At 59.3% G+C, this 25063-nt stretch carries 21 protein-coding genes and 6 tRNA genes; 25 read left to right on the forward strand and 2 right to left on the reverse strand.

What is annotated here, in order from left to right:
• The first annotated feature begins 94 nt into the window (after positions 1-94).
• The 12 genes from nagB to ACJ8IJ_RS10460 all read left to right on the forward strand — a co-directional run bounded on the left by nagB (position 95) and on the right by ACJ8IJ_RS10460 (position 8522).
• Positions 95-895, forward strand: coding sequence for a glucosamine-6-phosphate deaminase (gene nagB / locus ACJ8IJ_RS10405; RefSeq protein WP_033655301.1), 801 nt, complete (start codon positions 95-97; stop codon positions 893-895).
• A gap of 18 nt (positions 896-913) precedes the next feature.
• Positions 914-2053, forward strand: coding sequence for an N-acetylglucosamine-6-phosphate deacetylase (nagA, locus tag ACJ8IJ_RS10410; RefSeq protein ID WP_154871346.1), 1140 nt, complete (start codon positions 914-916; stop codon positions 2051-2053).
• A gap of 27 nt (positions 2054-2080) precedes the next feature.
• Positions 2081-3301, forward strand: a complete 1221-nt coding sequence (nagC, locus tag ACJ8IJ_RS10415; protein ID WP_004939956.1) for a DNA-binding transcriptional regulator NagC — start codon at positions 2081-2083, stop codon at positions 3299-3301.
• A 67-nt stretch (positions 3302-3368) separates the two neighbouring features.
• Complete coding sequence (locus ACJ8IJ_RS10420; protein ID WP_004939957.1) at positions 3369-4121, forward strand: HAD-IIA family hydrolase; 753 nt, start codon at positions 3369-3371, stop codon at positions 4119-4121.
• Between the two features lie 190 nt (positions 4122-4311).
• Complete coding sequence (locus ACJ8IJ_RS10425; protein ID WP_342579395.1) at positions 4312-5754, forward strand: carbohydrate-binding protein; 1443 nt, start codon at positions 4312-4314, stop codon at positions 5752-5754.
• Between the two features lie 284 nt (positions 5755-6038).
• A complete protein-coding gene (gene asnB, locus ACJ8IJ_RS10430; protein ID WP_004939961.1) occupies positions 6039-7703 on the forward strand; it encodes an asparagine synthase B in 1665 nt (554 codons plus the stop codon).
• Positions 7704-7923: 220 nt separating this feature from the next.
• Positions 7924-8000, forward strand: a tRNA-Met gene (locus ACJ8IJ_RS10435).
• Positions 8001-8016: 16 nt separating this feature from the next.
• Positions 8017-8101: transfer RNA gene (locus tag ACJ8IJ_RS10440), tRNA-Leu, on the forward strand.
• Positions 8102-8131: 30 nt separating this feature from the next.
• Positions 8132-8206, forward strand: a tRNA-Gln gene (locus ACJ8IJ_RS10445).
• A 44-nt stretch (positions 8207-8250) separates the two neighbouring features.
• Positions 8251-8325 (forward strand) — tRNA-Gln (locus ACJ8IJ_RS10450).
• 41 nt (positions 8326-8366) lie between these two features.
• Positions 8367-8443 (forward strand) — tRNA-Met (locus ACJ8IJ_RS10455).
• Positions 8444-8447: 4 nt separating this feature from the next.
• Positions 8448-8522, forward strand: a tRNA-Gln gene (locus ACJ8IJ_RS10460).
• A gap of 87 nt (positions 8523-8609) precedes the next feature.
• Here ACJ8IJ_RS10460 and ubiF read toward each other — a convergent pair.
• Complete coding sequence (ubiF, locus tag ACJ8IJ_RS10465; RefSeq protein WP_275095536.1) at positions 8610-9791, reverse strand: 3-demethoxyubiquinol 3-hydroxylase; 1182 nt, start codon at positions 9789-9791, stop codon at positions 8610-8612.
• 197 nt (positions 9792-9988) lie between these two features.
• Here ubiF and miaB point away from each other — a divergent pair, with 197 nt between their 5' ends.
• From miaB to ACJ8IJ_RS10525, 12 genes are all read left to right on the forward strand, one after another.
• The gene (gene miaB / locus ACJ8IJ_RS10470) at positions 9989-11413 is read left to right on the forward strand and encodes a tRNA (N6-isopentenyl adenosine(37)-C2)-methylthiotransferase MiaB (RefSeq protein ID WP_004939964.1); all 1425 of its coding nucleotides are present in this window, start codon (positions 9989-9991) and stop codon (positions 11411-11413) included.
• 119 nt (positions 11414-11532) lie between these two features.
• On the forward strand, positions 11533-11868 hold the full coding sequence (locus tag ACJ8IJ_RS10475) for a zinc ribbon domain-containing protein YjdM (protein ID WP_004939967.1): 336 nt from the start codon (positions 11533-11535) through the stop codon (positions 11866-11868).
• 234 nt (positions 11869-12102) lie between these two features.
• The gene (locus ACJ8IJ_RS10480; RefSeq protein ID WP_004939969.1) at positions 12103-13158 is read left to right on the forward strand and encodes a PhoH family protein; all 1056 of its coding nucleotides are present in this window, start codon (positions 12103-12105) and stop codon (positions 13156-13158) included.
• Positions 13155-13628: an rRNA maturation RNase YbeY gene (gene ybeY / locus ACJ8IJ_RS10485; protein ID WP_004939970.1), complete on the forward strand. Its 474-nt coding sequence runs from the start codon at positions 13155-13157 to the stop codon at positions 13626-13628. Before ACJ8IJ_RS10480 ends, ybeY begins: the two co-directional genes overlap by 4 nt.
• An 84-nt stretch (positions 13629-13712) precedes the next feature.
• Positions 13713-14591 (forward strand): CNNM family magnesium/cobalt transport protein CorC, encoded by an 879-nt coding sequence (corC, locus tag ACJ8IJ_RS10490; protein ID WP_004939973.1) that lies wholly within the window; start codon positions 13713-13715, stop codon positions 14589-14591.
• 7 nt (positions 14592-14598) lie between these two features.
• The gene (gene lnt / locus ACJ8IJ_RS10495; RefSeq protein ID WP_442518608.1) at positions 14599-16128 is read left to right on the forward strand and encodes an apolipoprotein N-acyltransferase; all 1530 of its coding nucleotides are present in this window, start codon (positions 14599-14601) and stop codon (positions 16126-16128) included.
• A gap of 394 nt (positions 16129-16522) precedes the next feature.
• Positions 16523-17419 (forward strand): amino acid ABC transporter substrate-binding protein, encoded by an 897-nt coding sequence (locus tag ACJ8IJ_RS10500; RefSeq protein ID WP_004939976.1) that lies wholly within the window; start codon positions 16523-16525, stop codon positions 17417-17419.
• Positions 17420-17632: 213 nt separating this feature from the next.
• Positions 17633-18373 (forward strand): amino acid ABC transporter permease, encoded by a 741-nt coding sequence (locus ACJ8IJ_RS10505; protein ID WP_004939979.1) that lies wholly within the window; start codon positions 17633-17635, stop codon positions 18371-18373.
• Positions 18373-19047 (forward strand): glutamate/aspartate ABC transporter permease GltK, encoded by a 675-nt coding sequence (gltK, locus tag ACJ8IJ_RS10510; RefSeq protein WP_004939982.1) that lies wholly within the window; start codon positions 18373-18375, stop codon positions 19045-19047. The genes ACJ8IJ_RS10505 and gltK overlap by 1 nt, the downstream gene beginning before the upstream one ends.
• Positions 19047-19772, forward strand: coding sequence for an amino acid ABC transporter ATP-binding protein (locus ACJ8IJ_RS10515; RefSeq protein ID WP_004939983.1), 726 nt, complete (start codon positions 19047-19049; stop codon positions 19770-19772). Before gltK ends, ACJ8IJ_RS10515 begins: the two co-directional genes overlap by 1 nt.
• Positions 19773-19885: 113 nt before the next feature.
• Entirely contained in the window at positions 19886-20818 is a 933-nt protein-coding gene (rihA, locus tag ACJ8IJ_RS10520) for a pyrimidine-specific ribonucleoside hydrolase RihA (RefSeq protein ID WP_015376943.1), read from the forward strand.
• Positions 20819-20966: 148 nt separating this feature from the next.
• A complete protein-coding gene (locus tag ACJ8IJ_RS10525; protein WP_015376942.1) occupies positions 20967-21671 on the forward strand; it encodes an FMN-dependent NADH-azoreductase in 705 nt (234 codons plus the stop codon).
• Positions 21672-21711: 40 nt separating this feature from the next.
• Here the strand turns inward: ACJ8IJ_RS10525 and ACJ8IJ_RS10530 are convergent, their stop codons facing one another.
• Positions 21712-22194 (reverse strand): zinc ribbon-containing protein, encoded by a 483-nt coding sequence (locus ACJ8IJ_RS10530; RefSeq protein WP_004939988.1) that lies wholly within the window; start codon positions 22192-22194, stop codon positions 21712-21714.
• Positions 22195-22480: 286 nt separating this feature from the next.
• Here ACJ8IJ_RS10530 and leuS point away from each other — a divergent pair, with 286 nt between their 5' ends.
• Complete coding sequence (gene leuS / locus ACJ8IJ_RS10535; RefSeq protein ID WP_031299996.1) at positions 22481-25063, forward strand: leucine--tRNA ligase; 2583 nt, start codon at positions 22481-22483, stop codon at positions 25061-25063.

Consider the following 25063-nt stretch of genomic DNA (forward strand, 5'->3'; position numbering starts at 1 on the left):
CGATTCACGCGAGAATCATAAAGCTGGGTTACGCTTAGGACTCCCGCAGGCCCGTACAGTATAGCTTTAGTTTACTTATCCCAAGAGGTGTTAGATGAGACTTATCCCACTGAAAGATACCGCACAAGTCGGCAAATGGGCCGCGCGTCATATCGTTCAACGCATCAACGCATTCAAGCCAACCGCAGAGCGCCCGTTTGTACTCGGCCTGCCTACCGGCGGCACGCCGCTGGAAGCCTACAAACATCTGATTGCGATGCACAAAGCAGGTGAAGTAAGCTTTAAGCATGTTGTGACTTTCAACATGGACGAGTACGTTGGCCTGCCGCAGGAACACCCGGAAAGCTACCACACCTTCATGTACCGCAACTTCTTTGATCACGTTGATATTCCTAGTGAAAACATCAACCTGCTGAACGGCAACGCCGCGGATGTCGACGCCGAGTGCCGCCAGTACGAAGAGAAGATCAAGTCTTACGGCAAAATTAACCTGTTCATGGGCGGCGTGGGCATCGACGGCCATATCGCGTTCAACGAGCCGGCTTCGTCCCTGGCTTCGCGCACCCGCATCAAAACGCTGACCGAAGACACCCGCATCGCCAACTCGCGCTTCTTCGGCGGCGACGTCAGCCTGGTGCCGAAATATGCGCTGACCGTCGGCGTGGGCACGCTGCTGGACGCGGAAGAAGTGATGATCCTGGTGACCGGCCACGCCAAGGCGCAGGCGCTGGAAGCCGCAGTGGAAGGCAATATCAACCACATGTGGACCATCAGCTGCCTGCAGCTGCACGCCAAAGCGGTGGTGGTGTGCGACGAACCGGCCACCATGGAACTGAAAGTCAAAACCGTCAAATATTTCCGCGAGTTAGAAGCGGAAAGCGTGAAAAGTCTTTAATCTTTGCAGGGGGCTACGATGTTCGCTTTAACCCACGGCCGAATCTATACCGGCCACGACGTACTTGATGACCATGCAGTCATTATCGCTGATGGGCTGATCGAGAAAGTCTGCCCGGTGGCTGAATTGCCCGCCGGCATCGAAACGCGCGACCTGGGTGGCGCCATCCTGGCCCCCGGGCTTATCGACGTGCAGCTGAACGGCTGCGGCGGCGTCCAGTTCAACGATTCGCTGGAAGCGATCTCGGAAGAAACGCTGGAGATCATGCAGCGCGCCAACGAGAAATCCGGCTGCACCAGCTATCTGCCGACGCTGATCACCAGCAGCGACGAATTCATGAAGCACAGCGTCGACGTGATGCGCGCTTATCTGAAAAAGCACCAAAACCAGGCGTTGGGCCTGCACCTGGAAGGGCCGTACCTCAGCCCGGTGAAAAAAGGCACCCACAACCCGGCGTTCATTCGCAAGCCGACCCAGGACATGATCGATTACCTGTGCGCCAACGCCGACGTGATCACCAAGGTGACGCTGGCGCCGGAAATGGTTGAGCCGCACTTTATCAAGCAGCTGACCGAGGCCGGCATCGTGGTCTCCGCCGGCCACTCGAACGCCACCTACGATCAGGCGCGCACCGGCTTCGCCGCCGGTATCAGCTTCGCCACCCACCTGTACAACGCCATGCCGTATATCACCGGCCGCGAACCGGGGCTGATGGGGGCTATCTTCGACACGCCGGAGGTCTATACCGGCATCATCGCCGACGGCCATCACGTGGCCTGGGTGAGTATCCGTAACGCCAAACGCCTGAAAGGTGATAAATTGGTCTTGGTCACCGACGCGACCGCACCGGCGGGTGCAGATATTGACCAATTTATTTTCGCCGGTAAAACAATATACTATCGGGACGGGCTGTGCGTGGATGAGAACGGCACCCTGAGCGGTTCCGCGCTGACCATGATCGAAGCGGTGCAAAACAGCGTCGAGCATATCGGCATCGCGCTGGACGAAGCGCTGCGCATGGCGACGCTGTACCCGGCGCGCGCGATCGGCGCCGATCGCCGTCTGGGCACCATCGAAGCCGGCAAGGTGGCTAACCTGACCGCCTTCACCCGTGATTTCAAGATCACCAAAACGCTCGTTAACGGTAACGAGGTTTAATTCAATGAACAGCGAGTAACATTATTGATGAGCACTGGCGGACAAGCACAAATAGGGAACGTTGACTTAGTCAAACAACTTAACGGCGCGGCAGTTTATCGCCTGATCGACCAACAGGGCCCGATCTCGCGCATTCAAATCGCCGAACTCAGCCAGCTCGCCCCCGCCAGCGTCACTAAGATTACTCGCCAGCTGCTGGAGCGCGGGCTGATCAAAGAAGTCGATCAGCAAGCCTCCACCGGCGGCCGCCGCGCGATCTCCATCGTGTCGGAAACCCGCCATTTCCATACCGTCGCGGTGCGCCTCGGCCGCCACGACGCCACCATCACGCTGTATGACATGAGCGGTAAATCGCTCAGTGAAGAACACTATCCGCTGCCGGAACGTACCCAGGAAACGCTGGAGAATGCGCTGTTTGCCGCCATCGCCCAATTCATCGAAGCGAACCAGCGCCGCCTGCGCGAACTGATCGCCATCGCGGTGATCCTGCCTGGCCTGGTGGATCCGGCGCTGGGCGTGGTGCGCTATATGCCGCACATCAGCGTCAGCAACTGGGCGCTGGTAGACAACCTGCAGCAGCGCTTTAACGTCACCAGCTTCGTCGGCCACGACATCCGCAGCCTGGCGCTGGCGGAGCACTACTTCGGCGCCACCCGCGACTGTGAAGACTCGATTCTGGTGCGCCTGCACCGTGGTACCGGCGCCGGCATCATCGTCAACGGGCAGATTTTTCTCGGCAACAACGGCAACGTCGGCGAGATCGGCCATATCCAGATCGATCCGCTCGGCGAACGCTGCCACTGCGGCAACTTCGGCTGCCTGGAGACGGTGGCCGCCAACGCGGCGATCGAACAGCGCGTGCGCCAGTTGCTGAGCCAGGGCTACCCGAGCAAACTGACGCTGGAAGACTGCGGCATCAACGCCATCTGCAAGGCCGCCAACCGCGGCGATCTGCTGGCCAGCGAAGTGATCGAACACGTCGGCCGCTATCTGGGCAAGGCGGTGGCCATCGCCATCAACCTGTTCAATCCGCAGAAGGTGGTGATCGCCGGTGAGATCACCGAAGCGGACAAGGTGCTGCTGCCGGCGATCCAAAGCTGCATCAATACTCAGGTGCTGAAGGACTTCCGCAAAAATCTGCCGGTGGTGACCTCCGAACTCAATCATCGCTCGGCGATCGGCGCTTTCGCCCTGGCCAAACGCGCGATGCTCAACGGCGTGCTCTTGCAGCGATTGCTGGAAAGCTGATCCGCCGCTTCTGGCAGGTGTGTTATCGTCACTTCTTGCCTGCCGTAATCATGAGAAACAGCGACAAATGAAAATCAAAAACGTTATATGCGATATCGACGGCGTGCTGCTGCATGACAATACGCCGGTGCCCGGCGCCGATCTGTTCCTGGCGCGCATCCAGGAACAAGGCATGCCGCTGGTGGTGCTGACCAACTACCCGTCACAGACCGCACAGGATTTGGCGAACCGCTTCGCCGCCGCCGGGCTGGAAGTGCCGGAGAGCGCGTTCTATACCTCGGCGATGGCCACCGCCGACTTCCTGCGCCGTCAGGAAGGCAAAAAAGCCTATGTGGTCGGTGAAGGCGCGCTGATCCATGAGCTGTACAAAGCCGGTTTCACCATCACCGACATCAACCCGGATTTTGTGATCGTCGGTGAAACCCGCTCTTACAACTGGGACATGATGCACAAAGCCGCCTACTTCGTCAGTAACGGCGCGCGCTTTATCGCGACTAATCCGGATAGCCACGGCCACGGCTTCTCGCCGGCCTGCGGCGCCCTGTGCGCGCCCATCGAGAAGATCACCGGCCGCAAGCCGTTTTATGTCGGCAAGCCCAGCCCGTGGATCATTCGCGCCGCACTGAACAAAATGCAGGCGCACTCGGAAGAGACGGTGATCGTCGGCGACAACCTGCGCACCGACATTCTGGCGGGCTTCCAGGCCGGCCTGGAAACCGTGCTGGTGCTGTCCGGCGTCTCCACGCTGAGCGACATCGAAACCATGCCGTTCCGCCCGAGCTACGTCTACCCTTCCGTCGCCGATATCACCATTTTCTGATGCGACCATGGCGGCCGCCCGGCCGCCGTTATTTCCTTCTCCCCCAGCGTCAGTTTGAATTTAATTCGTTCATGGCCGTAAAAGGTTTCAGCCTGCCTGCGCTAAAAATCCTCATTATAACGTTACGCCCCGCCAATAGCTGATATTGCCGGCGAGCGGAAAACTCTTACCCCTAATTAATGAGGCTACCATGAGCACAAATAACACTATTAATGCCGTCGCCGCCGATGACGCGGCCATTATGCCGTCTATCGCCAATAAAAAGATCCTGATGGGTTTCTGGCACAACTGGGCCGCCGGCGCCAGTGACGGCTACCAGCAAGGGCAGTTCGCCAATATGAACCTGACCGACATTCCCGCCGAATACAACGTGGTGGCCGTCGCCTTTATGAAAGGCCAGGGCATCCCGACTTTCAAGCCTTACAACCTGTCCGACACCGAGTTCCGCCGCCAGGTGGGCGTGCTGAACAGCCAGGGCCGCGCGGTGCTGATCTCCCTCGGCGGCGCAGACGCGCATATCGAGCTGAAAACCGGCGACGAAGACAAGCTGAAAGACGAGATTATTCGCCTGGTGGAAGTCTATGGCTTCGACGGCCTGGATATCGATCTGGAACAGGCGGCGATCGGCGCCGCCAATAATAAAACCGTCTTGCCTGCGGCGTTGAAAAAAGTAAAAGACCATTACGCCGCGCAGGGAAAAAACTTTATTATCAGCATGGCGCCGGAATTCCCGTATTTACGCACCAACGGCATCTACCTGGATTATATTAATGCCCTCGAAGGCTATTACGACTTTATCGCGCCGCAATATTATAACCAGGGCGGCGACGGTATTTGGGTGGATGAACTCAATGCCTGGATCACGCAGAATAACGACGCCATGAAAGAGGACTTCCTCTACTACCTGACGGAAAGCCTGGTCACCGGCACCCGCGGCTATGCGAAGATCCCGGCGGCGAAATTCGTCATCGGCCTGCCAAGCAACAACGATGCCGCCGCCACTGGCTACGTGATCGACAAACAGGCGGTGTATAACGCTTTCTCGCGTCTCGACGCCAAAAACCTGTCGATCAAGGGCCTGATGACCTGGTCAATCAACTGGGACAACGGCAAGAGCAAAGCCGGCGTCGCCTACAATTGGGAGTTCAAAACCCGCTATGCGCCGCTGATTCAGGGCGGCGTCACCCCACCGCCGGGAAAGCCTAATGCGCCGACGGCGCTGACGGTCGCCGAGCTGGGCGCCACCTCGCTGAAACTGAGCTGGGCCGCCGCCACCGGCGCTTTCCCGATCGCCAGTTACACCGTCTACCGCAACGGCAACCCGATCGGCCAGACCGCCGGTCTGTCGCTGGCCGACGGCGGTCTGACGCCGGCGACCCAGTACAGCTACTTCGTTACCGCGACCGATAGCCAGGGCAATACCTCGCTGCCGAGCAGCGCGCTGGCGGTCAAAACCGCCAACGACGGCACGCCGCCCGATCCGGGGGCGCCCGAGTGGCAGAACAACCACAGTTACAAGGCTGGCGACGTGGTGAGCTATAAAGGCAAGAAATATACCTGTATCCAGGCGCACACCTCCAACGCCGGCTGGACGCCGGACGCCGCCTTCACCCTGTGGCAGCTCATCGCCTAATCGCTAATCGATTGCCGGCCAAACTGGCCGGCAATCCCGCCATCACGCTAAAAATTGCATAATCGATAATTTTTCACGTCGATAACTGAACATCCGTTAAAAACCACACCTAAGCAAACAACTATTTCTCAACGCATGGCTAAAACGCTTGCATCTCCCGCAGCTTTTGGCGCATTTTCATAACCACAGCGCAGCAAAACCGGGTTATCGCTGATAAATCGGCAATGCTGCCCATAACAGTAAAAAACAACATCACAGTCATAAAAGCCCGTTAGGAGAGTTGTATGTGTTCTATTTTCGGTGTGCTCGATCTGAAGTCCGATCCCGTTGAACTGCGTAAGAAAGCGCTGGAGCTGTCACGTCTGATGCGCCACCGCGGCCCGGATTGGTCCGGCGTTTACGCCAGCGACAAAGCCATTCTGGCTCACGAACGCCTGTCGATCGTCGACGTCAACAACGGCGCTCAACCGCTGTACAACGCTGCGCACACCCACGTTCTGGCGGTCAACGGCGAAATTTACAACCACCAGGCGCTGCGCCAACAGCTGAGCGACCGCTACGCGTTCCAGACCGGCTCCGACTGTGAAGTGATCCTGGCGCTGTATCAGGAGAAAGGCCCGGACTTCCTCGACGATCTGCAAGGCATGTTCGCCTTCGCCCTGTATGACACCGAAAAAGACGCCTACCTGATCGGCCGCGATCACCTGGGCATCATTCCGCTGTACATGGGCCACGACGAGCACGGCAACCTGTACGTCGCCTCGGAAATGAAAGCGCTGGTGCCGGTGTGCCGCACCATCAAGGAATTCCCGGCCGGCAGCTACCTGTGGAGCCAGGACGGTGAGATTCGTGAATATTATCGCCGCGACTGGTTCGATTACGACAGCGTCAAGGACAACGTGACCGACGCCGCCGCCCTGCGCACCGCGCTGGAAGAGTCGGTGAAAAGCCACCTGATGTCCGACGTACCTTACGGCGTGCTGCTGTCGGGCGGGCTGGATTCCTCGGTCATTTCGGCGATCACCAAGAAGTACGCCGCGCGCCGCGTGGAAGATCAGGAACGCAGCGAGGCTTGGTGGCCACAGCTGCACTCCTTCGCCGTCGGCCTGGAGGGCTCGCCGGATCTGCGCGCCGCGCAAGAGGTGGCCAACCATCTGGGCACCGTGCACCATGAAATCCACTTCACCGTACAGGAAGGCCTGGACGCCATCCGCGACGTGATTTATCACATCGAAACCTACGACGTCACCACCATTCGCGCCTCGACGCCGATGTACCTGATGTCGCGCAAAATCAAGGCGATGGGCATCAAGATGGTGCTTTCCGGTGAAGGCGCGGACGAAGTGTTCGGCGGCTACCTGTACTTCCATAAGGCGCCGGACGCCCGCGAATTCCACGAAGAGACCGTACGCAAACTGCTGGCGCTGCACATGTTCGACTGCGCGCGCGCCAACAAGGCGATGTCCGCCTGGGGCGTCGAAGCCCGCGTGCCGTTCCTGGACAAGAAATTCCTCGACGTGGCGATGCGCATCAACCCGAAAGATAAAATGTGCGGCAACGGCAAAATGGAAAAACACATCGTTCGCGAATGTTTCGAGTCCTATTTGCCGGCCAGCGTGGCCTGGCGCCAGAAAGAGCAGTTCTCCGACGGCGTCGGTTACAGCTGGATCGACACGCTAAAAGAGGTGGCTGCGCAGCAAATCAGCGATCAACAGCTCGAAACCGCGCGTTTCCGCTTCCCGTACAACACGCCGACCTCGAAAGAAGGCTACCTGTACCGCGAGATCTTCGAAGAGCTGTTCCCGCTGCCGAGCGCCGCCGAATGCGTGCCGGGCGGCCCGTCCGTCGCCTGCTCGTCCGCCAAGGCCATCGAATGGGATGAATCGTTCAAGAAGATGGACGATCCTTCCGGCCGCGCCGTCGGCGTGCACCAGGCCGCCTATAAATAAACGCGCGGCGTTTTCCCTTGAGGCGGGCCTTTTGGCCCGCCTTTTTGTTGCCTTTTCCGCCCGCCAACTGCCTGAATTGCCGATTTTATCGCCATAATGTTCACAACCCAGACAAACGGCGCTTCCGGGCGCTTTTTCGGGAAAAAACTTGTTGACGCAAATCGGTCATATACGCATAATGCGCCCCGCAACGCCGATGAAGGCAAAGCAAAAAAAAGAGGGCTACGTAGCTCAGCTGGTTAGAGCACATCACTCATAATGATGGGGTCACAGGTTCGAATCCCGTCGTAGCCACCATCTCTTTTTTGCATTTGCGGGAGTGGCGAAATTGGTAGACGCACCAGATTTAGGTTCTGGCGCCGCAAGGTGTGCGAGTTCAAGTCTCGCCTCCCGCACCATTTCTCTTCATCGTCGGCGCAGTATGTTGATGGGGTATCGCCAAGCGGTAAGGCACCGGTTTTTGATACCGGCATTCCCTGGTTCGAATCCAGGTACCCCAGCCATATTCTTTCGGGAACGGGGTTTCAACATAAGATTTGTTTGCAGGTGGGGTATCGCCAAGCGGTAAGGCACCGGTTTTTGATACCGGCATTCCCTGGTTCGAATCCAGGTACCCCAGCCATAACAAACTGCTTGCAAATCAAAGAAGTAAAAAGTAACATCGGCTACGTAGCTCAGCTGGTTAGAGCACATCACTCATAATGATGGGGTCACAGGTTCAAATCCCGTCGTAGCCACCATAATTGGGGTGTCGCCAAGCGGTAAGGCTCTGGTTTCTGATACCAGCATACCCAGGTTCGAATCCTGGCACCCCAGCCATATTTAGAAAAGCCCGCTTCGGCGGGCTTTTTGCTGTCTGGCGTTCAGCCATCCTGAATAGGCCCAGCCGCCGCTGAGCCCTGTCGGTTACAATCCCAAGGCGTACTTCAACGCATGTTCTTTCAGCTTGCCCGCCCGCTGCGCGGCCATCAGCGCCAGATTGCGCGCCACGTTCAGCGGAGCCAGATTATTGCTGAAGGCGGTATAAAACAGATCCATGCCGCTCTGCATCAGCAGATTGTCGGTACGGCGGCGGCGTTGATAGCGCAGCAGCACCGCCTCGCTGCTCCAGTCCTCTCCCTGCTCCCGCGCTTCGCTCAACACGCTCAGCAAGGCATCCACGTCGCGATATCCCAGATTGACGCCCTGCCCGGCCAGCGGGTTGATGGTATGCGCCGCATCCCCCAGCAGCGCCAACCCCGGCAGCACGTAACGCTGCGCATGACGCCGCGTCAACGGGAACGATCCGGCGGCGTGCACCTTGACCGGGCCCAGCCGCGCTGGAAAAGCGGTGGCGATCTCGCGCTCCAGCTGCGCCGGCGGCATCGCCTGCAGTTGGCGAATGCGCTGCGGGCTGTCATACCACACCAGCGATGCCCAGCTGTCGTACAGCGGCAGGAAGGCGCGCGGCCCGGACGGGAAGAAGCGCTGCCAGGTCACATCCTGCTGCGGCGCGCCGGTATCGACGGTGATCAACATGCACGCCTGACGATACTGCCAGCCGTTGGTGCCGATCGCCGCCAGCTTGCGCACCTGCGAGTTGGCGCCATCGGCGCCGATAACCAGCCGCGCCTGCAGCGTTTCACCGCTGTCTAGCGTCAGCTGCCAGGCCTTGCCCGCCCGCTGCAGCGATTGCAGCCTGGCGGGGCACAGCAGCGTCAAATTGGCGCACTGCGCGAACTGCTGCCACAGCGCCAGCTGCAGAATACGGTTTTCCACCATAAAGCCCAGCTCCGGCAGCCCCAGGGACAGCGCATCGAACGCCACCCGCGACGATGCCCATTCCCAGGTCTCCAGCCGGCGATACGGCGCCGTGCGCATCGCCGTCACGGCCGGCCAGGCGCCGAGCTGTTTCAACAGCCCCACCGAGGTGCAGCCGATAGCGGAAATGCGCAGGTCCGGCGGGCTTTGCGCCTCGAACGCCTGCGGCGCCTGATGTTCCAGCAACGCCACCGACCAGCCCGCCTGCGCCAGCCCGAGGGCCGCCGCCGCGCCGACCATGCCGCCGCCCACCACCACCGCGTCATACCGATTTTGAGATGTCTTCATATTGGCTATGTTTTCTGTGTGAATGCTCGCCATCCCACCCGGCATGGCGTTTTGCGCAGTGTACCGGATTTTCGCGTCGGCTTCAGGTTGCGTGCCATTTTCCCCCGCGCTGGTCACAACGGCGGCAAATGATTACAATACGCGCCCTGCATGTCGCGTAACGCAACTTTCGCTCCGCACTGAGTAATGGCAAGTCAATGACGAAAAAACTACATATCAAAACCTGGGGCTGCCAGATGAATGAGTACGATTCATCGAAAATGGCCGACCTGTTGAACAGCACGCACGGCTTCGAGTGGACCGACAACGCCGAAGAAGCGGACGTGCTGTTGCTGAACACCTGCTCGATCCGCGAAAAAGCGCAGGAGAAAGTTTTCGCCATGCTGGGGCGCTGGCGCTTGCTGAAAGAAAAGAACCCGTCTGTCATCATCGGGGTCGGCGGTTGCGTGGCCTCGCAAGAAGGGGAGCTTATCCGCAGCCGCGCGCCCTGCGTCGACGTGGTATTCGGCCCGCAGACCTTGCACCGCCTGCCGGAAATGATCAACCACGTTCAGGGCACCCGCAGCCCGGTGGTTGATATCAGCTTCCCGGAGATCGAAAAATTCGACCGTTTGCCGGAACCGCGCGCCGAAGGCCCGACCGCGTTCGTGTCGATCATGGAAGGCTGCAACAAATACTGCACTTTCTGCGTGGTGCCTTACACCCGCGGTGAAGAAGTGAGCCGGCCGAGCGACGACGTGCTGTTCGAAATCGCCCAACTGGCGGCGCAGGGCGTGCGCGAGGTCAACCTGCTCGGCCAAAACGTCAACGCTTACCGCGGCGCCACGCATGACGGCGATATCTGCTCGTTCGCCGAACTGCTGCGCCTGGTGGCGGCCATCGACGGCATCGATCGCATTCGCTTCACCACCAGCCACCCGATCGAGTTCACCGACGATATCATCGCGGTGTACGAAGACACGCCGGAGCTGGTCAGCTTCCTGCATCTGCCGGTGCAGAGCGGTTCGGATCGCATCCTGACCATGATGAAACGCGCGCATACCGCGCTGGAGTACAAGGCGATTATCCGCAAGCTGCGCAAGGCGCGCCCGAACATTCAGCTCAGCTCCGATTTCATCGTCGGTTTCCCGGGCGAGAGCCAGGCCGACTTTGAACAGACCATGAACCTGATCGCCGACGTCAACTTCGACGTCAGCTTCAGCTTCATCTATTCGTCGCGCCCGGGCACCCCGGCGGCGGACATGGTTGACGACGTCAGCGAAGAAGAGAAAAAGCAGCGGCTGTACATTCTGCAGGATCGCATCAACCAGCAGGCGCTGCAGTTCAGCCGCCGCATGCTCGGCACCGTCCAGCGCATTCTGGTGGAAGGCACCTCGCGCAAAAGCGTGATGGAACTGGCCGGGCGCACGGAATGCAACCGTGTGGTAAACTTCGAAGGCACGCCTGACATGATCGGCCAGTTTGTCGACGTGGAAATTACCGAGGTGCTGACCAACACCCTGCGTGGCGCAGTGGTGCGCACCGAGCAGCAGATGGATCTGCGCGTACATGAATCCCCGCAGTCGGTGATCGCCCGTACCCGCAAAGAAAACGCGCTGGGCGTCGGCATTTACCAGCCCTGACGCCGCGGCGGCCGCCTTATCGCCGCCCGTTCGCGCTACTCCTTACCGTTTCTCCGCCGGGCGTCCGCGCCCGGTGATGTTCTTTTTTTATTTTTTTATTGTTGAAGAGGCGACATAACATGCAACTCCCACACTGCCCGAAGTGCAACTCCGAATACACCTACCAGGACAATGCCCTGTTCATCTGCCCTGAGTGCGCCCATGAGTGGAGCGACAGCGCCCCGGCGGAAGATCAGGACGCGCTGATCGTCAAAGACGCCAACGGCAACCTGCTGGCGGACGGCGACGCGGTCACCGTGATCAAGGACCTGAAGGTCAAAGGCAGTTCCTCGATGCTGAAAATCGGCACCAAGGTGAAAAACATTCGTCTGGTGGAAGGCGATCACAACATCGACTGCAAAATCGACGGTTTCGGCCCGATGAAACTGAAATCCGAATTCGTGAAAAAGAACTGATTCCCAGCTGTCTTGTCCTGTGATGACGCGGCGGGCTTTGCGCCCCGCCGCGTTTTTTCCTTGTCTTCCCTTGAATTCCGCCGACGGCGCACAGATAGATCAGCGGTAAACTTGCGCCGTTGCGGCGCACCATGAATAATTCAAGAAAGAGAGTATTCAGGCTCGTCCTGAACGCGCGCGTCCCGGACGCGCTATGTGACATCAACCAGGCCCGATGTGACCTAGAGGAATAGTTTGAACGTCGCAACACAAGAAATTTTGTTAGAGCCCGCAGACAACCAGCGTTTGCTCAGCCTGTGCGGCCCGTTTGATGACAACATCAAGCAACTCGAGCGCCGATTGGGCATCGAAATCAATCGCCGCGACAACCGTTTCAAGCTGGTCGGCAAGAACCTGTGCGTGGTCGCCGCCGCCGATATCCTGCGCCATCTTTACGTGGATACCGCGCCGATTCGCGGCGTGATCCCGGATATCGATCCGGAGCAAATCCATCTGGCGATCAAAGAGAGCCGGGTGCTGGAACAGGTGGCCGACAGCGTGCCGGATTACGGCAAGGCGGTCACCATTAAAACCAAGCGCGGCATGGTGAAACCGCGCACGCCTAACCAGGCGCAATACATCGCCAACATTCTCGATCACGACATCACCTTCGGCATCGGCCCGGCGGGCACCGGCAAAACCTACCTGGCGGTCGCCGCCGCGGTGGATGCGCTGGAACGCCAGGAAATTCGCCGCATTCTGCTGACCCGTCCCGCGGTCGAAGCCGGCGAAAAGCTGGGCTTCCTGCCGGGCGATCTGAGCCAGAAGGTCGATCCTTATCTGCGCCCGCTGTACGACGCCCTGTTCGAAATGCTGGGCTTCGAGCGCGTGGAGAAGCTCATCGAACGCAACGTGATCGAAGTCGCGCCGCTGGCCTATATGCGCGGCCGCACGCTGAACGACGCCTTTATCATTCTGGATGAGAGCCAGAACACCACCATCGAACAGATGAAGATGTTCCTGACGCGCATCGGTTTCAACTCGAAGGCGGTCATCACCGGCGACGTCACCCAGATCGACCTGCCGCGCAACCAGAAATCCGGCCTGCGCCACGCGGTGGAAGTGCTGTCGGACGTGGAAGAGCTGAGCTTCAACTTCTTCCACAGCGAAGACGTGGTGCGCCACCCGGTGGTGGCCCGCGTGGTCATCGCCTATGAGGCCTGGGAAGCGGCCGAACAGAAACGCAAAGACGCGATTGCCGAACAACGTAAGCGCGAGGCGCTCGCCGCCTCCGAGCAGGAGACACCATGAGCCAGGTGATTTTGGATTTGCAGATTGCCTGTGAAAGCAGCGACGGCCTGCCGGACGAGGCCACCTTCCAGCGCTGGCTGGAAGGCGTGCTGCCGCAATTTCAGGAAGAGGCCGAGGTGACCGTGCGTCTGGTGGACGAAGCGGAAAGCCACGAGCTGAACCTGACCTACCGCGGCAAAGACAAACCGACCAACGTGCTCTCTTTCCCGTTCGAAGCCCCGCCGGGCATCGAGCTGCCGCTGCTCGGCGATCTGATCATCTGCCGCCAGGTGGTTGAACAGGAAGCGATTGAGCAAGGCAAGGCGCTGGAGGCCCACTGGGCGCATATGGTTGTCCACGGCAGCCTCCATCTGCTAGGGTATGACCACATCGAAGACGATGAAGCCGAAGAAATGGAGTCTTTGGAAACCGAAATCATGCACGGACTGGGCTATCCTGATCCGTACCTGGCGGAAAAAGACCCCGTCTGACGTCAGCCGTTTACCCTACAGCCCCTCGCGGGGCTGTCGCTGACGCCCCTTAACTCTGACATGAGTGACAGTAACGAAAACGCCATGAGCGACGACCATTCACAAAGCAATGACAGCCCCAGTCCCAAGAAGGGGTTCTTTACTCTTATCCTTAACCAGTTGTTCCACGGCGAGCCCAAAAACCGTGGCGATCTGGTCGAGCTGATCCGCGATTCCGAACAAAACGACCTGATCGATCCCGATACCCGCGACATGCTGGAAGGCGTGATGGATATCGCCGAACAGCGCGTGCGCGACATCATGATCCCCCGCTCCCAGATGGTGACACTCAAGCGCAACCAGACGCTGGAAGAGTGCCTGGACGTGATTATCGACTCCGCCCACTCGCGTTTCCCGGTGATCAGCGAAGACAAAGATCACATCGAAGGCATCCTGATGGCCAAGGATCTGCTGCCGTTCATGCGCGCAGATTCCGAGCCGTTCAGCATCGACAAGGTGCTGCGCACCGCGGTGGTGGTGCCGGAAAGCAAGCGCGTCGACCGGATGCTGAAAGAATTCCGCTCCCAGCGCTATCACATGGCGATTGTCATTGACGAATTCGGCGGCGTGTCCGGCCTGGTCACCATCGAAGATATCCTGGAACTGATCGTCGGCGAGATCGAAGACGAATACGACGACGAAGACGATCTGGATATCCGCCAGCTCAGCCGCCACATGTACACCGTGCGCGCGCTGGCCCCGATCGAAGACTTCAACGAAGCCTTCGGCACCCACTTCAGCGATGACGAGGTCGATACCATCGGCGGTCTGGTGATGCAGGCCTTCGGCCACCTGCCGGCGCGCGGGGAAACCATTGAAATCGAAGGTTACCTATTTAAAGTTGCCATGGCCGACAGTCGACGTATCATCCAGGTTCATGTAAAAATTCCGGACGATTCTCCACCACCGAAACTGGAAGATTAAATCCAACATGGCTAAAGCCTCATTACTTGAACGCCAGCGGGTTCGCGCCCTGCTGGCGCTGTTGTCAGGTGCCGGCGGGACGCTGGCGTTCTCGCCCTACGACTTCTGGCCCGCGGCCATCGTCTCCCTGTTCGGCCTGCTGGCCGTTACCCTCAATCGCACCACCAAACAGTCCGCCCTGCTCGGCTTTGTCTGGGGCTTCGGGCTGTTCGGCAGCGGCATCAACTGGGTGTATGTCAGCATCGCCGATTTCGGCGGCATGCCGTTCGCCGTCAACGTCTTCCTGGTGGTGCTGCTCGCCGCTTACCTGTCGCTGTACACCGGGCTGTTCGCCGGGCTGCTGACGCGCCTGTGGCCGACCACCAGTTGGTGGCGGCTGGCCATCGCCGCGCCGGCGCTGTGGCAGGTGACCGAATTCCTGCGCGGCTGGGTGCTGACCGGCTTCCCGTGGCTGCAGTTCGGCTACAGCCAGATCAACGGCCCGCTGAAGGGCATCGCGCCGCTGCTGGGTGTTGACGCCATCACCTTTGTGCTGATGGCCATCGCCGGCCTGCTGGTGTACGCCGTCAATCAACGGCGCCTGTCGGCAGCCGTGATCGCCGCCGCGCTGCTGCTGTTGCCGTGGCCGCTGCGCCAGCTGCAGTGGTTTACCCCGCAGCCGGAGAAAGCGGTGAACGTCGCCATGGTGCAAGGCAACATTCCCCAGTCAATGAAGTGGGATCCGAGCATTCTGCTCAGCACGCTGCAAACCTATCTGGACGAAACCCGCCCCTACATGGGCAAGGCGCCGATCATCATCTGGCCAGAGTCCGCCATCCCTGACTTCGAGCCGCGTCAGAACGGCTTCCTGACCATGATGGATGACCTGATGCGGGCGAAGAACAGCAGCCTGATCACCGGCATCGTCGATGCGCGCGCCACCCCACAAGGCGTGCAGGAATACAACAGCGCCATCGTGCTGGGCGAACCGACGCCGTACAGCTACCCGGCCAAAGATCGCTACAACAAGCATCACCTGGTGCCGTTCGGCGAGTTTGTGCCGCTGGGTGAACTGCTGCGCCCTATCGCACCGTTCTTCAATCTGCCGATGTCCGGTTTCAGCCGCGGCGACTACGTGCAGCCGCAGCTCAGCGTACGCGGCTACAACCTGACGGCGGCCATCTGTTACGAGATCGTGCTGGGCCAGCAGGTGCGCGATAACTTCCGCCCGGACACCAACTTCCTGCTGACCATCTCCAACGACGCCTGGTTCGGCCACTCCATCGGCCCGTGGCAGCACTTCCAGATGGCGCGCATGCGGGCGCTGGAGCTCGGCCGGCCGCTGCTGCGCAGCACCAATAACGGCGTCACCGCCGCGGTGGATGCCAACGGCGAGGTGACCGCCGAGATCCCGCAGTTTACCCGCCAGGTGCTCGAAGTGAAGGTCACGCCGACCACCGGCGTCACGCCTTATGCGCGTTTCGGCGCCACACCGCTGTGGGTGATTACCCTGCTGCTGGGCGGCTGGGCGCTGATGTTGGGCTTGCGCCGCAAATAATCCTCTTCGCCGGGGCGCGCCCGCCGCGCCCCGCGTTCCCGTCAATATCCCCGCCTCAGTCAGAAAACGTCGTTAAATCAACGCGGCTGGCACACTCCTTGCTTTTATCTATGGCGACATCGCGCGCCGGTTTACTTTTGCTGACGTTTTGTCGCACCTGCGCACATTTTGGGTGCATTAAGCGCACCACGCGGGTGCGCCGACGTTTTGTTGCATTGATTTGGTGCGCGCGGCGTCTCAAAAAATGAAACATTTTAGTTTCAAGGTGTTCACAATCGGTTATTTTTTAACAGCGTTCAGTTCATAAGACTATCTTTATAACTTGAGCAATAAACAGTCGATTTAACCTGACGCTCTTTAGTCAGAGCCACAACAACAGCAAAGGAGTTGGACCATGCAAATGCGTAAATTGGCGTTATCGTTACTGCTGCTCGGTGCGGCAGGTAGCGTGGCGCATGCGGAAGACCTGACCGGTACGCTGAAGAAAATCAAAGACAATGGCGTGATCGTTGTCGGCCACCGCGAATCGTCAGTGCCGTTCTCCTACTACGACAACCAACAAAAAGTTGTGGGCTACTCTCAGGACTACTCCAACCAAATCGTTGAAGCCGTTAAGAAAAAGCTGAATGCGCCGAATCTGCAGGTGAAAATGCTGCCGATTACCTCGCAGAACCGCATCCCGCTGCTGCAAAACGGCACCTATGATTTCGAGTGCGGATCCACCACCAATAACCTCGAGCGCCAGAAACAGGCCGCCTTCTCCGACACCATTTTCGTGGTCGGCACCCGCTTGCTGGTGAAAAAAGGCTCCGACATCAAAGACTTTAAAGACCTGGCCGGCAAACCGGTGGTGGTCACCTCCGGCACCACCTCCGAAGTGCTGCTGAACAAGCTGAACGACAGCGACAAGATGAACATGCGCATCATCAGCGCCAAAGACCACGGCGATTCCTTCCGCACGCTGGAAAGCGGCCGCGCCGTGGCCTTCATGATGGATGATGCCCTGCTGGCGGGCGAACGCGCCAAGGCCAAGAAACCGGATCAGTGGGAAATCATCGGCACGCCGCAGTCGAAAGAGGCCTACGGCTGCATGCTGCGCAAAGACGATCCTGAGTTTAAAAAGCTGGTCGATGACACCATCGCCCAGGCGCAAACCTCCGGTGAAGCGGCCAAGTGGTTTGAGAAATGGTTCAAGCAGCCTATTCCACCGAAAAACCTCAACATGAACTTCGAACTGTCAGACGACATGAAGCAACTGTTCAAAGAGCCAAACGACAAAGCGTTGAACTAAATAGAACAAAAGCCGGGGCGGCCGCCAGGCCAAACCGGCCCAGTTGATGACTGGGACAGACAGGAATGAGGGGGGCCGTTCCCCTCCCTCATTTTCCCCAAGGCGCATCACCGACACCCGTACACAACAAGCCAGCCAGACTGGCCGCGCGGCGATCGGCGCTCATCAAGTCATCACTCTTCGGCGCCCTGCGCCCGTTTATCGGAGTTTGTTATGTCAATAGATTGGAACTGGGGTATCTTCCTGCAGCAGGCCCCGTTTGGGAACACCACTTACCTCGGCTGGATCTGGTCCGGCTTTCAGGTCACGGTGGCCCTCTCCGTCTGTGCCTGGATTATCGCTTTCTTCGTCGGTTCACTGTTCGGTATCTTGCGTACCGTGCCTAACCGCTTTCTTTCCACCCTCGGCACCTGTTACGTCGAACTGTTCCGCAACGTGCCGCTGATCGTGCAATTCTTTACCTGGTATCTGGTGATCCCCGAGCTGCTGCCGGCCAATATCGGCACCTGGTTCAAAACCGAGCTGGATCCCAACGTGCAGTTCTTCGTCTCTTCCATGCTCTGCCTGGGGCTGTTTACCGCCGCCCGCGTTTGCGAACAGGTGCGCGCCGCCATTCAGTCCCTGCCGCGCGGCCAGAAAGCCGCCGGGCTGGCGATGGGCCTGACGCTGCCGCAAACCTACCGCTACGTGCTGCTGCCGAACGCCTACCGGGTGATCGTGCCGCCGATGACCTCGGAGATGCTCAACCTGGTCAAAAACTCCGCCATCGCCTCCACCATCGGCCTGGTGGACATGGCCGCACAGGCCGGCAAGCTGTTGGATTACTCCGCACACGCCTATGAATCCTTTACCGCCATCACGCTGGCTTATATCGGCATCAACGCCGTTATCATGCTGTTTATGCGTCTGGTCGAAAAGAAAGTGCAGTTGCCTGGCAACCTGGGGAGTAAATAATGTACGAATTTGACTGGGCGTCGATCGTCCCAAGCTTCCCTTATCTGCTGCAAGGCATGGTGATCACGCTGAAGATCACCGTGACCGCCATCGTGGTCGGCATCCTGTGGGGCACCGTGCTGGCGGTGATGCGTCTGTCGCCGTTCAAGCCGATAAGCTGGTTCGCCACCCTGTACGTCAACCTGTTCCGTTCGGTGCCGCTGGTGATGGTGCTGCTGTGGTTCTATCTGGTGGTTCCAAGCTTATTACAACAGGTTCTAGGGCTGTCGCCGAAAACCGATATTCGCCTGATCTCGGCTATGGTAGCCTTTTCCCTGTTTGAAGCGGCCTATTACTCGGAAATCATCCGCGCCGGTATCATCAGCATCTCACGTGGCCAATCCTCCGCCGCGCTGGCGCTGGGCATGACCCACTGGCAGTCCATGCGGCTGGTGATCCTGCCGCAGGCGTTCCGCGCTATGGTGCCACTGCTGCTGACCCAGGGCATCGTACTGTTCCAGGATACCTCGCTGGTTTACGTACTGAGCCTGGCCGACTTCTTCCGCACCGCGTCGACCATCGGCGAACGCGACGGCACCCAGGTTGAAATGATCCTGTTCGCCGGTTTTGTCTATTTTGTTATCAGCCTCGCCGCCTCTGCGCTGGTAAGCTATTTGAAGAAAAGGACTGTTTGATGATATCCCTGAAAAATGTTTCCAAGTGGTACGGTCACTTCCAAGTGTTGACCGATTGCACCACCGAAGTGAAAAAAGGCGAAGTGGTCGTCGTCTGCGGTCCTTCAGGTTCCGGCAAATCCACCCTGATCAAAACCGTCAACGGCCTGGAGCCGATCCAGCAGGGAAGCATCCTGGTGAACGGCACCCCGGTCAACGACAAGAAAACCAACCTGGCGCAGCTGCGTGCCAAAGTCGGCATGGTGTTCCAACACTTTGAGCTGTTCCCGCACCTGTCGATCATCGACAACCTGACGCTGGCGCAGGTGAAAGTGCTCAAGCGCGATAAGACCGCCTCACGCGAGAAGGGCCTGAAGCTGCTGGAACGCGTCGGCCTCTCCGCCCATGCCAACAAGTTCCCCGGCCAGCTGTCCGGCGGCCAGCAGCAGCGCGTCGCCATCGCCCGCGCGCTGTGCATGGATCCTATCGCCATGCTGTTCGATGAACCGACCTCGGCGCTCGATCCGGAAATGATCAACGAAGTGCTGGACGTGATGGTCGAACTGGCGAACGAAGGCATGACCATGATGGTGGTAACCCACGAAATGGGCTTCGCCCGCAAGGTGGCGAATCGGGTAATCTTTATGGACGAAGGCAAAATCGTCGAAGACCGCAACAAAGACGATTTCTTCAACAACCCCGAGTCCGACCGCGCCAAGGACTTCCTGGCCAAGATCCTGCACTAAACGCTCTCGATGCGCCCCGCCAGGGGCGCATCTTTTCTCCCGGCACTAAAAGCGCTTGTTTCTCCCCGGTTTTGATCCGATGCTCGCTGGATAACAAACAGAGGAGAAAGAACATGCCCCGCCCTATTATCATCGATTGCGATCCCGGCCTCGACGACGCCATCGCGCTGGCCATGGCGCTGCGTTCGCCGGAGCTGGACGTCAAAGCCATTACCACCTCCGCCGGCAACCAGACGCCGGAGAAAACCCTGCATAATGCGCTGGGCCTGCTGACCCTGATGCAGCGCGAGGACATCCCGGTCGCCGCCGGCGCCGGCGGCCCGCTGATGCGCGAGCTGGTGATCGCCGACTATGTCCACGGCAAAACCGGCATGGGCAACACCCACCTGCCGACGCCGACCCTCAAACCCGATCCCCGCGGCGCCGTCGAGCTGATCGCCGACCTGCTGCGCGCCAGCCCGCAGCCGATAACCCTGGTGGTGACCGGCCCGATGACCAATATCGCCCTGCTACTGGCCCAGCATGCCGAGTTGAAAAGCCGCATCGAGCGCATCGTATTCATGGGCGGCGGCATGAACGCCGGCAATACTACGCCGGTGGCGGAGTTCAACATCTTCGTCGATCCCGAAGCCGCCGAAATGGTGCTGAAATCCGGCGTGCCGCTGACCATGGCCGGGCTGAACGTCACCCATCAGGCGCTGGTGTTGCCGCAGGATATCGAGCGCATTCGTCAGATAGACAATCCGGTCGCGCAGGCGGTCGCGGAGATGCTCGATTTTTATCTGCCGCTGTACCTCAGCCATCCGCGCGGCCTGCCCGGCGCAGCGATGCACGATCCCTGCACCATCGCCTGGCTGCTGGCGCCACAGCTGTTCACCGGCGTTGAACGCTGGGTCGGCGTGGAGACCAAAGGGGAATACACCGTCGGCATGACGGTGGTGGACTATTTCCAGCAAACCGGCAACGCGGCCAACGTGGAAGTGCTGACCGGCATCAACCGCGAGGGCTTTATCGATCTGCTGGCCGAGCGCGTAGCGCGTTATTGATCCTATCGGGGCGCGCTCGCGCCCCTCATTCAACTTTTTTGATTTAACTCAGCGAATTTTTGCGCTATCACTGTTCATGGCTTGCCTCTACCATGCATTTACACCGACTGACATCGTTACCGATTAGCCTTCGCCTGGAGATAAGCCAATGAGCCGCGTACTGGTCCTGAAATCAAGCATTCTGGGTGAATATTCCCAGTCTGGAAAATTAGTCGATTTTTTTGTTGAACAATGGCGTGAAACTCACCCTGAAGACACGTTTACCGTGCGTGATTTGGCCAACCCAACGCTGCCGGAGCTGGATGGTGAAGTGATGGCCGGCTTTACCGCCGGCGACAAACCGCTGACGCCGCATCAGCAAAGCACCCTGGCGCTGTCCGATGAGCTGATTGCCGAGCTGAAATCGCACGACACGCTGATCATCAGCGCCCCGATGTACAACTTCAACATCCCGACGCAGCTGAAGATCTACTTCGATCTTATCGCCCGCGCCGGCCAGACATTCCGCTATACCTCCGCCGGCGCCGAAGGGCTGGTGACGGGCAAGAAAGCGATCGTCATCTCCAGCCGCGGTGGCATCCACGCCGACACGCCGACGGATCTGATCACGCCGTACGTGAAGTTGTTCCTGGGCTTTATCGGCATCACCGACGTTGAATTCGTGCTGGCGGAAGGCTTCGCCTATGGCCCGGAAGCGGCGGAGAAAGCCGCCCAGGACAGCCGCATCGCAGTCGTGCAAAAAATCCCGGCCGGCGTCGCCGTACCGGCCAGCGCACCGGCGCAGGCGGACGTTGCCCCGGCAACCGTCAGCGGCGGTTTCCTGAGCAACCTGCTGAAGAAACTGTTCCGTTAAACGCCGGCCTTAGCGTTCCCCGCCCTGGCGGGGAACGTCATCAAGGTTCAAACGGCCGGCGCTGGAACTGGTCGTGACCGCATTTCGGGCAGAGCGGCAGCACTTCCGGCGTGTAAAACGCCAGATGGTAGTGACACTGCTCGCACACCAGATTGCCCAGCCCCACCACTTCACCGCTGTGGTAAACGCCGTGGTGGCTGACATCCTTGAACACCTCGCGCCACTCCAGCTGGGTTTTGTCGGTGATATCCGCCAGTTCCTGCCACAGGCTCTCTTTGATCACGCGCATAAACACGCTGTCGGTAAACTCGTCCCGGCTCTCCTGATAGCTGCGAGCGAACTCCTCCAGATCGCGCCGCACCGCCTGCGTCACCTGCCGCACTTCGTCGCGGGTCAAATCTTCGGCCTCGTTCAAGCGCCGCTCCGCGCTGGCCACCAGTTCATCGATATCGCGTTCGCCGTTTTTCAGGCGTTCGCTCAACGATGCCACCAATTCGCGGTAATACTGAGCAACCTTGTTCATAGACTCTCCTCGATAAACGCTGCGCCGGACTTGGCTGTAGGGATCCCCCCTAAGCTACTTGTTCTTATTTTAGCCGTAAATGACTGATGTCACTTGGCAAGACGCGGGATCCGCAGGTTGTGAGCCGCGTCATGATGGCGTTTTTTTTAAATGTGCCGAGTCAGGCGCTTGGAGTTGTTGCCGGGAGGTCTTATCAGCTATGCTATGCGGATCTACGAATACTAAATGTTCATTGCGTTGCCTCTGACCGGGGCAACGGTTTACACCTACAGGACCACCGGCCGCCATGCAAGAGCAATACCGTCCAGAAGACATAGAATCGAACGTACAGCTTCACTGGCAAGAGAAGCAGACTTTCAAAGTTACCGAAGACGACAGCAAGGAAAAGTACTACTGCCTATCCATGCTGCCTTACCCGTCCGGCCGACTGCACATGGGCCACGTTCGTAACTACACTATCGGCGACGTGATCTCGCGCTATCAGCGCATGCTGGGCAAAAACGTACTGCAGCCGATCGGCTGGGATGCGTTCGGCCTGCCGGCGGAAGGCGCCGCGGTGAAAAACAACACCGCGCCGGCCCCGTGGACCTACGACAACATCGAATACATGAAGAACCAGCTGAAACTGCTGGGCTTCGGCTACGACTGGGATCGCGAAATCGCCACCTGCCAGCCGGAATACTATCGCTGGGAACAGTGGTTCTTCACCAAGCTGTATGAAAAAGGCCTGGTCTACAAGAAGACTTCGGCGGTGAACTGGTGTCCGCACGATCTGACCGTGCTGGCCAACGAACAGGTTATCGACGGCTGCTGCTGGCGCTGCGACACCAAGGTCGAGCGTAAAGAGATCCCGCAGTGGTTCATCAAAATCACCGCTTACGCCGATCAGCTGCTGAACGATCTGGACACGCTTGAAAGCTGGCCGGAGCAGGTGAAAACCATGCAGCGCAACTGGATTGGCCGCTCCGAAGGCGTGGAAATCACCTTCGACGTGGCGGACAGCGAAGAGAAGCTGACGGTCTACACCACCCGCCCGGACACCTTCATGGGCGCCACCTACGTGGCGGTCGCCGCGGGCCACCCGCTGGCGCAACAGGGCGCGCGCAACAATCCGGCGCTGACCGAGTTCATCGACGAATGCCGCAACACCAAAGTGGCCGAAGCCGAAATGGCGACGATGGAGAAGAAAGGCATGCCGACCGGCCTGTTCGTGGTCCATCCGCTGAGCGGCGAGAAGCTGCCGGTATGGGTCGCCAACTTCGTGCTGATGGAATACGGCACCGGCGCCGTGATGGCGGTACCGGCGCACGACCAGCGCGACTGGGAATTCGCCACCAAATATGATTTGCCGATCAAACCGGTGATCCTGAACCTCGACGGCAGCCAGCCTGACGTGAGCGCCGAAGCGATGACCGACAAAGGCGCGCTGTTCAACTCCGGCGAGTTCGACGGTCTGGACAATGAAGCCGGCTTCAACGCCATCGCCGACAAACTGGTCGCCAAGGGCGTAGGCCAGCGTAAGGTTAACTACCGTCTGCGCGACTGGGGCGTTTCCCGTCAGCGTTACTGGGGTGCGCCAATCCCGATGGTGACGCTGGAAGACGGCACCGTAATGCCGACGCCGGAAGACCAGCTGCCGGTGATCCTGCCGGAAGACGTGGTCATGGACGGCATCACCAGCCCGATCAAGGCCGACCCTGAGTGGGCGAAGACCACCGTCGACGGCCAGCCGGCGCTGCGCGAAACCGACACCTTCGACACCTTTATGGAATCTTCCTGGTACTACGCGCGCTACACCTGCCCGCAGTATGACCAGGGCATGCTGGATCCGGCCGCCGCCAACTACTGGCTGCCGGTCGATCAATATATCGGCGGCATCGAGCACGCCATCATGCACTTGATGTACTTCCGCTTCTTCCACAAGCTGATGCGCGATGCGGGCCTGGTGGATTCCGATGAGCCGGCCAAGCGCCTGCTGTGTCAGGGCATGGTGCTGGCCGACGCCTTCTACTACACCGGCAACAGCGGCGAGCGCGTCTGGGTATCCCCGGTTGACGCCACCGTCGAGCGCGACGACAAGGGCCGCATCATCAAGGCTACGGATCCGCAAGGCCGTGAACTGGTCTATGCTGGCATGAGCAAAATGTCGAAGTCGAAAAACAACGGCATCGACCCGCAGGAGATGGTGGAAAAATACGGCGCGGACACCGTGCGTCTGTTCATGATGTTCGCTTCACCGGCAGAAATGACGCTGGAGTGGCAGGAATCCGGCGTGGAAGGGGCTAACCGCTTCCTGAAACGCGTGTGGAAACTGGCCTATGATCACGTGGAAAAAGGCGCGGTACAGCCGCTGAACGTGGCGTCGCTGAACGAAGATCAGAAAGCGCTGCGCCGCGATCTGCACAAAACCATCGCCAAGGTGACCGACGATATCGGCCGCCGTCAGACCTTCAACACCGCAATCGCCGCCGTGATGGAGCTGATGAACAAGCTGGCCCGCGCGCCGCAGGAGAGCGAGCAGGATCGCGCGCTGCTGCAAGAAGCGCTGCTGGCCGTGGTGCGCATGCTGTATCCGTTCACCCCTCACGTGTGCTTCACCCTGTGGCAGGCGCTGGGTGGCGAAGGCGACGTGGACACCGCGCCATGGCCGGTTGCCGACGAACAGGCGATGGTCGAGGACTCCAAGCTGGTGGTGGTGCAAGTGAACGGCAAGGTTCGCGCTAAAATCACCGTATCTGCCGATGCGACCGAAGAGCAAGTGCGCGCGCGCGCTGCCGAAGAGCATCTGGTGGCTAAATATCTGGACGGCGTCACGATTCGCAAAGTGATTTACGTTCCGGGCAAACTGCTTAACCTGGTTGTGGGTTAA

It is taken from the genome of Serratia sp. CY40230 (genome assembly GCF_052168835.1).
Lineage (GTDB): Bacteria > Pseudomonadota > Gammaproteobacteria > Enterobacterales > Enterobacteriaceae > Serratia > Serratia nematodiphila.

Bases quoted from the DNA above. Each gene is read 5' to 3' on its own strand.
- ACJ8IJ_RS10420 (WP_004939957.1), top strand. From the start codon at position 3,369: ATGAAAATCAAAAACGTTATATGCGATATCGACGGCGTGCTGCTGCAT.
- rihA (WP_015376943.1), top strand. From the start codon at position 19,886: ATGCCCCGCCCTATTATCATCGATTGCGATCCCGGCCTCGACGACGCC.
- ybeY (WP_004939970.1), top strand. From the start codon at position 13,155: ATGAGCCAGGTGATTTTGGATTTGCAGATTGCCTGTGAAAGCAGCGAC.
- ACJ8IJ_RS10530 (WP_004939988.1), bottom strand. From the start codon at position 22,194: ATGAACAAGGTTGCTCAGTATTACCGCGAATTGGTGGCATCGTTGAGC.
- ubiF (WP_275095536.1), bottom strand. From the start codon at position 9,791: ATGAAGACATCTCAAAATCGGTATGACGCGGTGGTGGTGGGCGGCGGC.
- corC (WP_004939973.1), top strand. From the start codon at position 13,713: ATGAGCGACGACCATTCACAAAGCAATGACAGCCCCAGTCCCAAGAAG.
- ACJ8IJ_RS10515 (WP_004939983.1), top strand. From the start codon at position 19,047: ATGATATCCCTGAAAAATGTTTCCAAGTGGTACGGTCACTTCCAAGTG.
- nagB (WP_033655301.1), top strand. From the start codon at position 95: ATGAGACTTATCCCACTGAAAGATACCGCACAAGTCGGCAAATGGGCC.
- ACJ8IJ_RS10505 (WP_004939979.1), top strand. From the start codon at position 17,633: ATGTCAATAGATTGGAACTGGGGTATCTTCCTGCAGCAGGCCCCGTTT.
- ACJ8IJ_RS10525 (WP_015376942.1), top strand. From the start codon at position 20,967: ATGAGCCGCGTACTGGTCCTGAAATCAAGCATTCTGGGTGAATATTCC.
- ACJ8IJ_RS10500 (WP_004939976.1), top strand. From the start codon at position 16,523: ATGCAAATGCGTAAATTGGCGTTATCGTTACTGCTGCTCGGTGCGGCA.
- nagC (WP_004939956.1), top strand. From the start codon at position 2,081: ATGAGCACTGGCGGACAAGCACAAATAGGGAACGTTGACTTAGTCAAA.
- asnB (WP_004939961.1), top strand. From the start codon at position 6,039: ATGTGTTCTATTTTCGGTGTGCTCGATCTGAAGTCCGATCCCGTTGAA.
- lnt (WP_442518608.1), top strand. From the start codon at position 14,599: ATGGCTAAAGCCTCATTACTTGAACGCCAGCGGGTTCGCGCCCTGCTG.
- leuS (WP_031299996.1), top strand. From the start codon at position 22,481: ATGCAAGAGCAATACCGTCCAGAAGACATAGAATCGAACGTACAGCTT.
- gltK (WP_004939982.1), top strand. From the start codon at position 18,373: ATGTACGAATTTGACTGGGCGTCGATCGTCCCAAGCTTCCCTTATCTG.
- miaB (WP_004939964.1), top strand. From the start codon at position 9,989: ATGACGAAAAAACTACATATCAAAACCTGGGGCTGCCAGATGAATGAG.
- ACJ8IJ_RS10475 (WP_004939967.1), top strand. From the start codon at position 11,533: ATGCAACTCCCACACTGCCCGAAGTGCAACTCCGAATACACCTACCAG.
- nagA (WP_154871346.1), top strand. From the start codon at position 914: ATGTTCGCTTTAACCCACGGCCGAATCTATACCGGCCACGACGTACTT.
- ACJ8IJ_RS10425 (WP_342579395.1), top strand. From the start codon at position 4,312: ATGAGCACAAATAACACTATTAATGCCGTCGCCGCCGATGACGCGGCC.